This window comes from Baaleninema sp., assembly GCF_049974805.1.
GTDB lineage: Bacteria > Cyanobacteriota > Cyanobacteriia > Cyanobacteriales > Geitlerinemataceae > Baaleninema.
On record NZ_JBNGCO010000118.1, the window covers coordinates 1 to 14011 of the forward strand.

Below are 14011 nucleotides of genomic sequence, written 5' to 3' on the forward strand. Positions count from 1 at the left end.
CATCTCGTCGAAATCGAATCCTACGAACTCAAAGAGACTCATCCTATTGTTTCACTCTTACAACAACCGATCGAGCGTAGTTTTGCCCTTTTAACTCCGGCGGTTTGGGGGTCAAATCGAATTTCTTACCGCTATCCCCAACACCCCGATTTTCCCAAACCCCGCTGGTTACTCATGGCTAAAGCCATCCCCTTTCGGTTTCGCGCAGGCGGACGCCAGAAAGCCGATGGAAGCCGGGACACGGGACGGTTGGGACGGGGACGCTACGCTGTCAAACCGGGCAGTGTTTACGTCCTCGAGAAACCCCTCAACCGGACTTGGTGGGAGAGTCCCGAAGCCTGGTATCCCGAGGAAGGATACAGCCTCAAGCACGTTGGCTGTGGACTCTGTATCCCTCTCGATGTCGCCGGATTGTAACTGTTTCAGTCGTTCTTGAACGATTACTTCACGCAAAACCCATGTATCAAAAAGCTTACGGAATCATCGAAACCCTGTCTCCCCTGCACGTTGGCGCGACGGCTGGCGAGGAAAACGGCAATCTCAACCTGATTTTCCGCGACCAGTTCACCCAAACGGGAATTATCCCCGGAAGCTCCCTGCGCGGGCGGTTTCGGGCGGAAATGCGCTTTCGCGACGGACAGGATGAAAATGAATGGTACGGACATGAGGCAGAATCCGGTGTAACTGACAGTACGACGGAATCTCGGGTAAAGTTTGAGTATGCTTCGATCGCCTGGCTTCCGGTGTTTTGTCCCGGTCAACCTGTGGTTTGGGTCAGTTGTCCGCGCCTGTTGCAACGTTACAAGCGCATTGCGGGGATTTCTGATGAATTACCGGAACTGTACACAGCTTCTCAAAGCCTCAACGCACCGCAGATTGACGGTCAGTACAAGCTGTTTTTCAATTTTGGCTTTCTCAAACTCGGTGAGAAAAAGAATTTGCAGGCTTGGTTTCCCGATAAGAAAGAACGTCCGGCGGTCATTGTGAAGGACGATGAAATCAGTATGATTCACGATATGGCGCTCTATCGTCAGAGTCGCGTCAAACTTCACGATGACGAGAAGAAGGTCGAACACTTTTTCAATGTAGAAGCGTTGCCAGAAAGTACGATTATGGTTTTTCCGGTGGCTGTACGAACGAAAGAAGATTTACAAAGCTGGCCGCCGTTTGGTGATAACGCCACCAATGAAGATGAAATGTATTTCGGTGGATTAGAGTCCATTGGCTTCGGTCATTGTTCAGTTAACCTGTATCGCAAACGCCAGGATTCTAATACTATTTAGGATTGAATCCTCATTCCTAAAAGCTATGTCTAGACGAAAAAATAAGAACAGGAAGAAAATCAATTCTTCTTCATCTGTAAAACCTCCTAAAAGTCAAAAAAAGCCTGTAACTCAAGCACCTTCTGACTCTAAAACATCAATTTCTACTATGAACAATTCATCGGAACTAGGTTTAGAACGCTATTCTCTCGATCGATACGCTCACGATTTGGTTTTTCAACGGAAAGACTTAGATAACGAAGTCCTCAACCAAGTTCACAAAATGCGGAGTACTGTTGCGTTTGGACTCGAAAGGTTTTGGGGCGAACAACATCGACTCGATGGCGACAAGGCGGCGTACTGGCGAGCCATGTGGCACACTCTGGCGACGATTCTTCAAGATGCAGGAATTGCGCTACCCAACGATGCAACCAATCTTTGGGAGTTCGATATGGAACACCGCAAAATTGCGATCGCCATCCTAACGCAGCTTTGTGATTGCGCCATTTGGTGGACGCAACGCTACAAACCCTAAGTCCTGCGTTTGTCCTCAATTATCTCCGAACTTTATCCTTTAAATTAATTATGGATGCTGACAGAGTTCCCCTAGCCTTTCGCGCCCAAATTGAAGGACGTTGCCAAGTTCAACGCATTAATCCCGACCTTAAATGTAAAGACGGAACCGCTGCCGATAACGAAGCCTATATCTGGACGCGAGAATGGTTGCGCGGCGCGTCGCAAGAGGCTCCTGAATTTCCAGAAGATGCGAAAACTAAGGAGTATGAAATCACCTGGCGGTTTGTCACCAACAGCGGACAGGATGACAGTATTATTCGCCCCGTCATCAGCGGTACGGGTTGCCCGTTTTATCCAGGTTCGAGTATGAAAGGTGCGTTTCGTCGCGCCTGCAAACAAGTTTTTCGAGATCGCGTTCTGAAGTATTGCGGCGGTGAAGTCGTGGTTGACGGTATGCGACAAACTCAACCGGGGATTCTCCGCTTTCACGGAGCTTATCCCGTCAACGACTGGAAGGACGAAAGCGACCTTGTAGACCTCGTTCACCCCCAGCAAGAGTGGCAGGTGGAGGAACAAGCTTCTCACAGTGCCTTTTTTATGATGTCGCTGTTTCAGCCGAGGTTACGGTTCGGCATTTCTAGCAGCAAAACGCTTTCTGAGGAAGAATGGACGGAAATTTGGCAGGTTTGGGAAACGGCGTTGGGTTACGGTATTGGTTCTCGTGTTAGTGCGGGATACGGTCACGTTACAGACTCAAAAGCTCCCAAGTTGCTTGAAATTCAACTCAAGGGAGAGGGTCTGACTTCGCAGCGGGTCAATTGTGACTGGGAGTTTCGCCCCAATATGTTCAAGGGGGCGTTACGGGGTCACACGCTGCGCCTGTTGGGTGGCGTTACGACGGCGGAAATTGCCCGAGATATTACAAAACGCATTTGGGGCGGTTTTGCGGGGCGTGACGGCTCTGTGGTGGGCGAGTTGGGGATTGCGTTTAGGTACGATCGCAACCAACTTGATGACCAAACTCAAGGGTTTGAACTCAAGCAGGGTCAATTAGATATTTTACTCCTCAACGTTCGCGATGAAGAACGTCGCCAGCGGTTGAGAAAGTTCGTCATTCGCTTGATGAAGTTTTCGATGATGTTAGGCGGTTTTGGGAAGTCCTGGCGGCGAGCTAGTCATCGCCAATTCTTCTCTAATGAAAATTACGATCGAGACATTGGCTGTCACTGGGAGTTTTTAGGAAAAGACCAAGGTTTATATCAACCTTTCCACCGTCTCGAAGACATTCGCAAGTATTTTCAATTTTTATATTCTCTCATGCAAGATTGGGTCACGCAAGATGAGGGACAACGGCTCGATGCTGTGGGGGCAAATTGGCGCGAGGCGTGGCATCTCGATCGCGTTCAAGTTTGGGCGCGATTTGATGAGGATATGGAGCCAATTAGCACGGCGTTGGATTGGTTTCATCAAGATCTAGATACTCTATCCCATCGCAGTATTAAAAACAGTCATTTAACAGGCAGGCTCAATCAAATCGGTCGAATTTGGCATCGGATGTATCCTCGGTATGTTAAACAAGATGGGAAGTTAAGACAGCGAGGGTTTATTGAGTTTTTGACGATTTTTCCAGACGGGTATGCAACTGGAGATGATAAGAAAATACAGCAAGAGTTTTTGCGGTTTCTTGAAGAAGTCAGCGAGTTCGATCGCGTTTGGTAAACCCCCAACTCCAGAAGCCGGGTATCTGCCAGATACCCGGCTTCTCAGCCCTCAACCGACAAACCAAAAACCATGACTGAACCTAAAAAAAGCATCTTAATCGCTAACATTGGAACCTCCGATCTCGCCGTTCGGATGCCTTCGAGTTCGGACTATTTACCGGTCGGTTTTGCGCGAGACGAGCCGAATTTAGATAAAACGGTTCGAGAACTCAGCGAAACTCGCAAGAACGTTTGGTTTCAACGTCAAAAACTCGTTGGCGAACAAATCTGCTCGGAACTGAATGTGGATTTCAACGATCGCCATCAATTTTCATTTCGAGAACTCACTCAAACACTATTAGATGCCTATGAAGAAAATCCGGAGATTTGGCAAACTCGAATTCGTCCGGGTCGTTTTTTAGGGGTAGTCAATACAGCGGTTCTGGAATTCAATGTTCAAAGTATCTACTGTTTTGTGACTCAACAAGAGCCGCCTCATCGAGACGATACTGTTTATTTGTTTGAGATTCTGAAAAAATGGCTACAAGAAAAATGGCTACAAGATAATCTCGAACACTGCCCAAAGATTGAGAAAAGAGTTATTCCTACAGATATCTCTGCTATCGACCAAGATGCTTTGTTTGATTTTTACTACAGTTTCTTGAATACGGAGTGCGATCGTGATGTTACAACCCTAATCAGCATCAAAGGTGGAACGCCGCAAATGCAAACTGCATTGCGAGTTCAAGCAATTTCTTCCCAGATTGAAACTCAAATTTATCTCGAACCCCAACTTGATGCAAGACTCGTTTTAAATGGCGAACCGTCTCCCTGTCGTCGCGTCTCCTATTGGCGGTATCAACGCACGATGAAATATCAGACGGTGAAGCGACTGCTACAACGATGGGATTTTGATGGTGCGCGAGTGGTGTTGTCGGATTGGAAAGAGACTTTGGCCACTCTCGAAACTTCAGCAACAGAGAATCTTGAAGAATTGAAAGCGAGTCAAGAATTAGTTGATTTAAATGTTCGTGCGTTAGGAACTGCGGTGGCGTTGATGAATTTGGATACGCGCGGTTCAGAACAGGAACATGATAATCGTTTAGAGATTCTGTCTGATTTGGTAAATCAATACAGTGATTCGCAAAATTCGCTGTATCGTTTGCTCAATCTTCACACGCAATGCTGTATTTTTTGGGAAGTTGATGGAATTGCCGAGTTTTTAATCCGTATGGGGTTATTTTACGAGGAGATAATTCACGATCTCATCCGAAAACTCGATCCTGAACACGGAAATTTTTATTTCGATCGCGTTAAGTATCCTGATGATTGGTATCTCAAAACTGACAAAGTTGTTCGGAATTCTCAACTCGCGGATAGGTTTTATCGGCTTGAAAAGGAAATGGGTCGATCGAGTTTAGTGGGTAAAATTAAAAAACAACGCTGTTGGGTCAACGGTTCTTGGGAAAAACCATTAAAAAAACCATTAAATCAACTTTTTAAATTACCGGGTCGCCCCACCAAACGTAATTTTTTACAGGCTTTGATGGAATCTCAAGGCGACTCAAGCCAAAAAGAAGCTGTTCGTCAAATGGTTTTAGCGATGAAATCACTCGATTACTGGTCGGTCAAACGCAATCAAATTATTCATGGCGCAAAGGGAATTTCCAAGGTTCGTTTGCAAGAAGCGTTGAAAGAAGATAAGGAGGCAATTAAAAACAAAGAGTCGATTAATAAGGATATCGAAAAGACAATCGATGTTGCTTGCGAACCGGAAGAAATTCGCGATCGAATGACTCAAATTGTTACGATTGCGTTTAATATTACCCGTTCGGAGTTGCCGGAACCTCGCTTAGTTGTTTTACCGGAAGGAACAACGATCGCGACGGCTGCTGAGCCGTTTTATCTGTATTCTGATATTCGGAAATGGGTTATCGATCGAATCGATCGAGACGTACAATAATAGGGGGTTTTAGTTGTCTGACAAGTGCCATATACCCGGCATCTCCAAGATGTCGGGGAGCTTTGTTAATCACAACTTACCCAACTACGCCAAAATTAAAAACCCAGCTTCAACGGGAAACCGGGTTTGTCGGTTTTATTTGTCCGTTCCTTCTTCCTCGTCCGGGTCTCGATCGCTGAATCGATCGAACGGGTTGCGGAGGGAACGCTCGTTGGCGATTTCCATAGCCGCCCAAGCGACGTGAGTGACAGCAACGCTGACCTGGGGAGGAAGGCTACTGGCGGCAGTGATGCCACAAGCAGCGATCGTTGCGAGTTTGAGCGCGACGAAGGGTTGGAAGGGATTGTGTTTGGCCATGATGGGTTACTCCTAATTGCGAGCGACCAAACATTGCATCTCGCGGAGTAAGTAACCCTTTATGGTTTCTAGTATGGCAAATTTAAACGGCTTTTGTCAACTGTTTGAGTCAATTTTTTCGAGTCAATAGAGTTAAGAAAATATACGATTTGCAAAGTTTTAAAAGACAAGGATAACCGATCCTAACTGTTCCAACCCAGGCCGCGATGCGAACAACGAAATCGATCGCTAACTGGGGTTTTCCGAGGACGCCTCACCCTGGTAAGCTTGCACGATCGATCGACCCACCGATAAAATTCGATCTCGTAATTCCGGCGGTTCGATGACTTTCACCTGTCCGCCAAATCCCAAAATCCAACGCTGTAACAAAATATCTTGTAGCGACCAAATGGGAAGCCGCACTTGATACCGATGGGGAAATTGCTTGTCTCCCGTTGGCTTCGCGGAAAACAGCTTTCTCAACTTGGCTGAGGGGGAATCGCGACTGTGGGGACGCGGCGACATCTTCATCTGCTGGAGGGGAAATCGCTGCGTTCCCTCGCTGATGAAATCAAAACTTCGATCGTTACACCATAATTCTACCGTCACTGTGACCGCCTCCTTTTTGGTGCGATCGCGACTGAGATAGTGGCGTTGTGCTGTCGCACTCCGTCCGAGAAATAATCCCGCACTGGCTTCATACAATTTTTCAAGACGCTTGAGAGAGGTTTTGTGTTTCTTTTTATCGCGATAAATCCCAGTTGTGGGGTCTTTAAGAGACCATCGATCGAGCCGTTCAAATCCTAACAAACCCTCTGCTTCCGCTTCAAATCCTAGATACCACGCTGTATTATGAAACACCAGTTGCAGCGGATAGGCTCGCATTTCAATTGCGTCGCCGGGAAATTGACCGCCTCCAATTAGCCGTTTTAACGATAACAGTTCTCGATCGCGAATTGCCCGTTCGATGCGATCGCGACGCCGCGCTAGAGAGATGTTAGACAATCCCTCTACTTCGATAATAGACGTATTTCCCAAGCGAAACGTCGGTGAATGTTGGTTCGTCTCGGTAAGGTTTAACTGTTCGATGCGCGTCAGGATTTGATGGTAGGTTTCGCCATCGCTGGGATGACTCATCAAATCTTCCTGTTGTTGCAGATGTTCGTGCAACCAGGCTAAATTTTTTAAAGAGAAAATCGAACTTCCGAGATAGTAGCCCTGTCGGTAATGGCGCGATCGATCTAAAATTTTGTAGGGATAAAGCCCCTGCTCTAAATCTTTGCGTAAGGTACTTTCTCCGGTGAGGTAAGAACGGGAATTGACGAGTTCGGCTAAGCTTTTGGCAACCGATTGACCGGGGGATTTCTCGAAGGGGGTTTGGACGATCGATCGAATAGTTTCTAACAACCGCAGAAACACCCGGCGATCGCTGTAACGGTGACCCTCTACGCCAGTGGGTCGATCGATCGCCTCAAGTTCGATATTTCGGTCAGACTGAACCTCGAAAAAGTCGTTGTTCTGCAACCAGTGAAGGTCTGCCGCGATCGCCTCCACATTTCCATAGACCCAACCGTATTTCTCCGTTATCGCCGTGGCAATTTCCTCCGGAGAAATCCCAATATCTAGCCGTTGCGAAGTATCGTGAAGAAGATACGCCAGTAAATACATCAACCGCTCGAAATCGATTAACTTAGCGTAGGGATGCCACTCCACCTTACTGTTACGATTGCGGCGGCGACCGACGCGAGAAGACGTGCGATCGAGCGTCCGAAAAACCTGCGAAAAATCAAACCATCCCTCACTATCTAAAGGAACTTTCCGAACGTCGAGAAACCCTTCCGCCACAATCGGCTCGAACGGGTGGAGATGTTCCGCCATATCATCGATAACATGGGTGGGAATCGTCCGGCGGCGTTGGTGGTTGCGTTGCTTGCAGGTGACGAGGGGAACCTCCAAATACCAGGCTATCCAGTCGGGAGATCGATCGCCGAACAGCTCCCGAACCCGTTCCAAAAACGCCAAACGGTGACTCCGCCGTGCGTTGGTCGCATCGTAAATCACAGAAGAGCCGCCATCGAGAGCCTCTTGGATTTGGCGCATCACCTCCGCTTCGATGTCCGGCCAGTGTCCCTCGATGGCTTCGTCGCCGTAGAGTCGATCGCGAATTGCATCGGTGGAAACAACAGTATAGCGGCGATCGCGCTTGACCCATTCTTCCGCAAACGTGCTTTTTCCGCTACCGGGAAGACCGACGAGAAGGTGACAGGGAAGAGGTGCAGTCATAGCGTTCAAACCGTCGAAAGAATTGATAATGCTGCGCCACCGGGAAATTGCCCCCAGAAGGCGAATACTACGATTGTAGTGCCGGAGAAGGCGAAATTTTTTAGGATTCGTGCGACTGACGAAACATCGAGAAAAAAAGCTTCAATACCAGAACCCCGGCATCTTGGAGATACCAGGGTTCTCGCCATTACTGCAACATCACGCAGTCAACCAGCGGTGCAGAGGTTCCACAACTTCATCGATTTGGCTGTGCAGGAACGGTTGACGCTCCCAAGCGGTGCAGAACGCCAGCCAAGTGCTGGAATTGGAACAGCAGTGGTGCAACCAACGCACCACGAACCCATCAACGAAACAGGGACGCAGAACGGCGACACCGTCGCAGACGAGGGGTGCGTCGCAGTCGGCCCGGACGTGCAGGGAACCGAGGCTGAGGTCGAAACGAGCTTGCGTTAGGGCAATTTCCAGGTGGTGGTGCAGCAGCGATTCGCCGACGCGCAACAGTTGCGAAACGGTCATCGGCGGACGGGAACCGTTCAGTTGCAAAATGTACCCTGAGAGGGTTTCTCGTAAAGCGCGATCGAAATACGCGGTTCCCGTGGCGTAGTAGCCTCGAATCATATCCAGAGATTCGGCGTCGGAAAGCGTTTCGTGCAGCAACAGGAGAACGTGACGGGTGGCTTGCAGGCTTGGGGTTCCCTTGAGGCGAGTCAGGAGATCGATCGAATCTTCTAAATGACGCTTCAGCAGCCATTCCGCAACATCGAGACGATCGACTGTCGAGAGAGACAAACGACGATCGATCGCTTCAGCCTTCGGATACCAACGGCCGCAAATTGCCCCCGTTCGATCGAGTTGCAACAGCGGAATTTGATGCCGTTGGATTTCCCGTTGGCTGGTTCGGTTCAGACGAACCCCTTCAAAACAGATAATCTGTTTGACTTGGGAAATGGGATAACGGGAGGTGGTTCGATGGCAATGTTGAACCGCAAAACAAGAGCGATCGACCGTCAGAAGAGTTTTCGATCGCGTTAAATATAATGTCGTCATGGATGCTCGAAATTATCGATTTAATCCATTGTCAAATCCCCGATTTGACTTCTGATTTGACTTTTAAAATATCGCGAAAATTCCCCAAAAATTGAGTCCGTTTTTCGGACTTATGGGGAACCCAACAGCCGCGACCTCGATTCCCGAAGCTTGTCTCTAATGAATTTACATTATTAAAATGCACCCCGAGCCAAATATTGTCTTGAGATCGACAAATTACACCACAATCTCAGGAAACTCCTAATTCTTCGGTTTTCGCCAGAACCCCGGCATCTCCAAGATGCCGGGAATCTCACGCCCATGACGTAAAAATAAACAACTCAAACCAGAACTCAAATCACCCGTTGCCACACTCAAAACGTCGAATTCAGAGTGTGAATGGATATCAACCAACACCAACTCCGCATCGCTTGGCAACAAGTGAAACGGGGAAGCCGCATCGCAGGCATCGATGGCATAACCGTCGATTGGTTCGCCAGTATCTATAACGACAAACTCCAACAACTCCACCAACAACTTCGCAACGACTCCTATTTTCCCCTTCCCGCCAAAGGCTTTTTTCTTCGCAAAAACAACGGCGGAAAACGACTCGTGGGCATTTCCACCGTCCGCGACAGAATCGTTCAACGGTGGCTCCTCGGAGAACTCTACCTTCCTCTCGAAGACTACTTTCTCGATTGCAGCTACGCCTATCGTCCCGGTCGCGGAATCAAACAGAGTGCGTGGCACTATTTTGAACTCTATCAAACTCAACCCACCTGGACCGTTAAAGCCGATATCGCTCAGTTTTTCGACCATCTCTGTCATGGCATTTTGCGGACGGCTCTCGACGGCCTCGACCTCGAAGACCACTGCGCCGAAGCCGTGATGCAGCAAGTGGAAGCGGGAATTTCCATCCAAGGAATTCTCACTCGTCCCACACAAGGAGTGGTTCAAGGAAACATCCTTTCAGGCGCCTTGGCAAACCTGTATTTGACCGAATTCGATCGACGCTGTATCGAATCCGGTTATCGTCTGGTGCGCTACGGCGACGACCTGGTTCTCGCTTGCGACAGTCTCGCCGAAGCAGACCGCGTCTTGAGCCATCTCGAAGACTGGCTCAAACAACTTTATCTGACCTTGCAACCGGAAAAAACTCACATTTTCGCCCCAGACGAGCCGTTTACCTTTCTCAGCTACCGCTTCGAGGACGGAACCCTGACAGAACCGCCACCGCCACAACTCAAACACGGTCTGGCGCGTCCCTACGGCGCAACCCCAAAACGCCGTCCCGCGCGTCCTCCCTCTCGCCCACCTCGCGCCTGTTCCCTGAAACCCTCCGTACCGCAGGGTTCCACCGCACCCCCCGCCCACTATTTCGCCGAACCGATGACAACGCTTTACGTGACCGACCAAGGAGCTTATCTCAAAGTCAAACACTATCAATTTCAGGTGTTTTTCCAACACCAACTCCAGATGCAGGTTCCCGTGAACCGCGTCACCCACATCGTTCTGTTTGGATGTTGCAACCTGTCTCACGGCGCGGTGCGGTTGGCGCTCACGCGGGGGATTTCCGTCACCTATTTGTCCAACCAGGGACGCTATTTCGGACGGCTCAACCGTCAGGGAACTGCCAAAGTGGAGTATTTAGCGCGTCAGGTGGAACGCGCGGCCGATGGGGACTTCGTTCGCACCCAAGCCGAGGCGATCGTTCGCGCCAAGCTGCATAACAGTCGCGTGTTGCTGTTGCGGCTCAACCGACGGCGACAAACCCCCGAGGCCACGGAAGCCATCCACCTGTTGGAAAGGCTGCTCGAAAATTTACCCCTCGCCGATTCCATTGAAGCTTTGTTGGGTTACGAGGGGAAGGGCGCATCGATGTATTTTCGCGGCTTCGGGTCGCTGTTGAAAGAGCAGTTCCAGTTTGAAAAACGCAACAAGCGCCCGCCGAAAGACCCGGCGAACAGTTTAATGAGTTTGGGTTACACGCTCCTGAGTTACAACGTTTACGCCTTTGTGGAAGCCATTGGCTTGCATCCTCATTTCGGTAATCTCCACGTGACGTTAGACTATCGCCCCGGCTTGGTGTGCGATTTGATGGAGGAATTTCGCTCTCCCTTGGTGGACTCGTTCGTGGCGTATTTGGTGAATTCGTCGGTTCTCCAGTTAGACGATTTTACGCCACCGGACGATCGTGGCGGTGTGTACTTGCACCCGGACGCACGGCGCAAGTTCGTCAAGCATTGGGAAGACAAGTTGCAAACAGAAATGACGCATTTGACGACGGGGTATCGCGTCACCTATCGACGCTGCATCGAACTTCAGGTTCGGGAGTATTTGGCTTGTCTGTTGGGAGATGTGGAGGCGTATCGCCCGATGTTGCGTCCGTTGAAGTGAGTTGAGGTAGAGCGATGGAACGGCTTTATTTGATTTGTTACGACGTGACGGCGGATTCTCGGCGAAATCGAGTCGCGAAGCTGCTGTTGCAGTACGGGTTGCGGGTTCAGAAGTCGGTGTTTGAGTGCGTGTTGACTCAGAAGCAACGGGAGCGATTGTTGGAGCGGCTGCACCGCACGATTTTACTGCACGAAGACCAAGTTCGGCTGTATCCGCTGTCTGGACAGTCTCGGGAGAAGGCGATCGTGTTGGGAATTCAGCCGGAATGGTCGATCGACGATGACGTTTTTATTGTTTGATGGGGAGCGGATTCGTGAAACAACCGAGATCGATCCGTGCCAGGGAACGCCTCTTGATTCGCGCTTATTGTCACTGTTGCTGGCGCATGAGTCCTCAGACATTTTATTTGAAGTGGGCGGTGACGCAGGAGCAGATGGGCGAAATTTGCGATCGATCGCTCTCGACGGTTCGGCGTTGGTTCAAGCAAGGAAAAGATCGTCGCCCTCCGACGGAAAACGATTTGCAACATTTGGCGTTGATGGATTTTTTGTTGGAGGAATTTGAGATGTTACCGCCGTCGTTGCGCGATCGGATTTGCCCGGAACTGTCAGATTTGTCCAGGTCAGAGTGACCTGTTTTTGGTTGAAGTCTCTTTCTATGCTGGTTTCAAGACTTACAGCTTTGTGAGTCGGCGCTTCTTCCGAAGCGGAATGAATGGAAACTAACCATCAATGAGGTCTATCTGATACCGATTTGTTGTCCCCAGTTGTCAAATCAACTGGGGACATTTTTCTAGGTGTGATAATTTTGACTAATATTTTTGTCGGAAAACATAAGCATCCGCAGAGGTCAGGCGATGGCTGAAACCCTTATTCTGTCGTGGAGTGCCACAAATTCCTTGCGTCAACTGGGTTTGAAGGCGATTGGTTGGCTTGCTATTGCATCTAATTCTCAATTGTGGGAGCTAAATCTTGACCCCCTCGGATCGATGGGGTTAGAATGTATGCCTAGAGCAGGTTTCAAATACCTGCCCTGACAGCTTCTTTTGAAGCGGAATGAATGGAAACAACCCACTCCTGGCACTCTAAAAGCCACCATTTTATGCTGACAGCTTCTTTTGAAGCGGAATGAATGGAAACTCCTCTGCCTCTGCTATGATAGGAACAGGGGAGCTAGGCTGCTGACAGCTTCTTTTGAAGCGGAATGAATGGAAACTCGGCTCGGTTTCCGTTTTCGAGACCGGTTTTTGAGTTCTGACAGCTTCTTTTGAAGCGGAATGAATGGAAACATGAAAAAATTGTTAATCAACCATCCAATAATGAAAGCTGACAGCTTCTTTTGAAGCGGAATGAATGGAAACTTCTTCTTCTTGTTCTTGTTCTTTACGAAGAACGACTGACAGCTTCTTTTGAAGCGGAATGAATGGAAACTAGGTCACCGTACCATCAGCTGCCACCTCAATTGTGCTGGGCTGACAGCTTCTTTTGAAGCGGAATGAATGGAAACGCTAACCATTACCACAGAGGGCATTCTGGATCTGGACCTACCGCTGACAGCTTCTTTTGAAGCGGAATGAATGGAAACGTGACGGTGTCGGAGTAGGTTTCGGTTCCGCCGTCTGACAGCTTCTTTTGAAGCGGAATGAATGGAAACCACACCGTGTCTCCCATTTTTTACATTGCATAAAGCCCCATCTGACAGCTTCTTTTGAAGCGGAATGAATGGAAACACACATACCAATGGCCCCCACTCTTTACAGCCTCCCCACCCTGACAGCTTCTTTTGAAGCGGAATGAATGGAAACTCCTTATAAGCGTTCCCGTGACGCTTGGCATCACGGCTGACAGCTTCTTTTGAAGCGGAATGAATGGAAACACGCCATTAGTGACGATGTGGACGTAGTGTTTGTTACTGACAGCTTCTTTTGAAGCGGAATGAATGGAAACTTTCGACGCCTAGGAGGAGCCTGTCATCATCCTTGAAATCTGACAGCTTCTTTTGAAGCGGAATGAATGGAAACGTCAGCGTCCCAGTACTTGGAACCATCTGTGCGACGGCTGACAGCTTCTTTTGAAGCGGAATGAATGGAAACGGGTTATTAGCGAGTGCCCCCCACGGAGTCGGGTACTCCAGCTGACAGCTTCTTTTGAAGCGGAATGAATGGAAACCATAGGCATTCCCCGCCAGCGGCGGCGACGGCAGGACAGCTGACAGCTTCTTTTGAAGCGGAATGAATGGAAACTTCGCGTCCTGCGTTACAGGCTGCTAAGGTTATAAAGCTGACAGCTTCTTTTGAAGCGGAATGAATGGAAACGTTAGCACGTCCGGACCCTCGCTCCTCGGAAGAAGCACTGACAGCTTCTTTTGAAGCGGAATGAATGGAAACCTTCTCTATTCAGAGCTTATCGAGATCCGCTTCCACTGACAGCTTCTTTTGAAGCGGAATGAATGGAAACCAGTCATAGAGGAGCAAGCGGTACGGGTCACTTAAGGTGGCAAGTCTCGAAAGCTTCTTAGAGAAAGCATTT

The 14011-nt window shown here is 49.1% G+C and carries 10 protein-coding genes, 1 pseudogene and 1 CRISPR repeat array; of the genes and pseudogenes, 8 read left to right on the forward strand and 3 right to left on the reverse strand.

All coding sequences use genetic code 11. The annotated features are described in order from the left end of the window. The 5 genes and pseudogenes from ACP5D4_RS18160 to ACP5D4_RS18180 form a co-directional block, all read left to right on the forward strand. Positions 1–417, forward strand: a pseudogene (locus ACP5D4_RS18160) (CRISPR-associated protein); the annotation flags it as partial. A 41-nt stretch (positions 418–458) separates the two neighbouring features. Continuing rightward, complete coding sequence (locus ACP5D4_RS18165; RefSeq protein WP_428013031.1) at positions 459–1283, forward strand: RAMP superfamily CRISPR-associated protein; 825 nt, start codon at positions 459–461, stop codon at positions 1281–1283. Positions 1284–1431: 148 nt separating this feature from the next. Next, positions 1432–1797 carry a hypothetical protein gene (locus ACP5D4_RS18170; RefSeq protein WP_428013032.1) on the forward strand — a complete coding sequence of 122 codons (366 nt, stop codon included), beginning with the start codon at positions 1432–1434 and terminating at the stop codon, positions 1795–1797. Between the two features lie 50 nt (positions 1798–1847). After that, the gene (locus ACP5D4_RS18175) at positions 1848–3497 is read left to right on the forward strand and encodes an RAMP superfamily CRISPR-associated protein (RefSeq protein WP_428013033.1); all 1650 of its coding nucleotides are present in this window, start codon (positions 1848–1850) and stop codon (positions 3495–3497) included. 72 nt (positions 3498–3569) lie between these two features. Then, positions 3570–5441, forward strand: a complete 1872-nt coding sequence (locus tag ACP5D4_RS18180; RefSeq protein WP_428013034.1) for a hypothetical protein — start codon at positions 3570–3572, stop codon at positions 5439–5441. A gap of 135 nt (positions 5442–5576) precedes the next feature. Here the strand turns inward: ACP5D4_RS18180 and ACP5D4_RS18185 are convergent, their stop codons facing one another. The 3 genes from ACP5D4_RS18185 to ACP5D4_RS18195 form a co-directional block, all read right to left on the reverse strand. Further along, positions 5577–5798 carry a hypothetical protein gene (locus ACP5D4_RS18185; protein WP_428013035.1) on the reverse strand — a complete coding sequence of 74 codons (222 nt, stop codon included), beginning with the start codon at positions 5796–5798 and terminating at the stop codon, positions 5577–5579. Positions 5799–6026: 228 nt separating this feature from the next. After that, a complete protein-coding gene (locus tag ACP5D4_RS18190) occupies positions 6027–8060 on the reverse strand; it encodes an AAA family ATPase (protein WP_428013036.1) in 2034 nt (677 codons plus the stop codon). Between the two features lie 198 nt (positions 8061–8258). Then, the gene (locus ACP5D4_RS18195; protein ID WP_428013037.1) at positions 8259–9107 is read right to left on the reverse strand and encodes a CRISPR-associated endonuclease Cas1; all 849 of its coding nucleotides are present in this window, start codon (positions 9105–9107) and stop codon (positions 8259–8261) included. Positions 9108–9485: 378 nt separating this feature from the next. On the opposite strand from ACP5D4_RS18195, the gene cas1 reads away from it, so the two are divergent. The 3 genes from cas1 (at position 9486) to ACP5D4_RS18210 (ending at position 12114) form a co-directional block, all read left to right on the forward strand. Continuing rightward, positions 9486–11483 (forward strand): CRISPR-associated endonuclease Cas1, encoded by a 1998-nt coding sequence (gene cas1, locus ACP5D4_RS18200; RefSeq protein WP_428013038.1) that lies wholly within the window; start codon positions 9486–9488, stop codon positions 11481–11483. Positions 11484–11497: 14 nt separating this feature from the next. Beyond that, positions 11498–11782: a CRISPR-associated endonuclease Cas2 gene (gene cas2 / locus ACP5D4_RS18205; RefSeq protein WP_428013039.1), complete on the forward strand. Its 285-nt coding sequence runs from the start codon at positions 11498–11500 to the stop codon at positions 11780–11782. A gap of 86 nt (positions 11783–11868) precedes the next feature. After that, positions 11869–12114 (forward strand): helix-turn-helix domain-containing protein, encoded by a 246-nt coding sequence (locus ACP5D4_RS18210; protein WP_428013040.1) that lies wholly within the window; start codon positions 11869–11871, stop codon positions 12112–12114. A 401-nt stretch (positions 12115–12515) separates the two neighbouring features. After that, positions 12516–13939: direct repeats of the CRISPR family, unit length 35 nt; unit sequence CTGACAGCTTCTTTTGAAGCGGAATGAATGGAAAC. The last annotated feature ends 72 nt before the right edge of the window (positions 13940–14011 follow it).

Bases quoted from the DNA above. Each gene is read 5' to 3' on its own strand.
- ACP5D4_RS18190 (WP_428013036.1), bottom strand. From the start codon at position 8,060: ATGACTGCACCTCTTCCCTGTCACCTTCTCGTCGGTCTTCCCGGTAGC.
- ACP5D4_RS18170 (WP_428013032.1), top strand. From the start codon at position 1,432: ATGAACAATTCATCGGAACTAGGTTTAGAACGCTATTCTCTCGATCGA.
- cas1 (WP_428013038.1), top strand. From the start codon at position 9,486: ATGGATATCAACCAACACCAACTCCGCATCGCTTGGCAACAAGTGAAA.
- ACP5D4_RS18210 (WP_428013040.1), top strand. From the start codon at position 11,869: ATGAGTCCTCAGACATTTTATTTGAAGTGGGCGGTGACGCAGGAGCAG.
- cas2 (WP_428013039.1), top strand. From the start codon at position 11,498: ATGGAACGGCTTTATTTGATTTGTTACGACGTGACGGCGGATTCTCGG.
- ACP5D4_RS18175 (WP_428013033.1), top strand. From the start codon at position 1,848: ATGGATGCTGACAGAGTTCCCCTAGCCTTTCGCGCCCAAATTGAAGGA.
- ACP5D4_RS18185 (WP_428013035.1), bottom strand. From the start codon at position 5,798: ATGGCCAAACACAATCCCTTCCAACCCTTCGTCGCGCTCAAACTCGCA.
- ACP5D4_RS18180 (WP_428013034.1), top strand. From the start codon at position 3,570: ATGACTGAACCTAAAAAAAGCATCTTAATCGCTAACATTGGAACCTCC.
- ACP5D4_RS18165 (WP_428013031.1), top strand. From the start codon at position 459: ATGTATCAAAAAGCTTACGGAATCATCGAAACCCTGTCTCCCCTGCAC.
- ACP5D4_RS18195 (WP_428013037.1), bottom strand. From the start codon at position 9,107: ATGACGACATTATATTTAACGCGATCGAAAACTCTTCTGACGGTCGAT.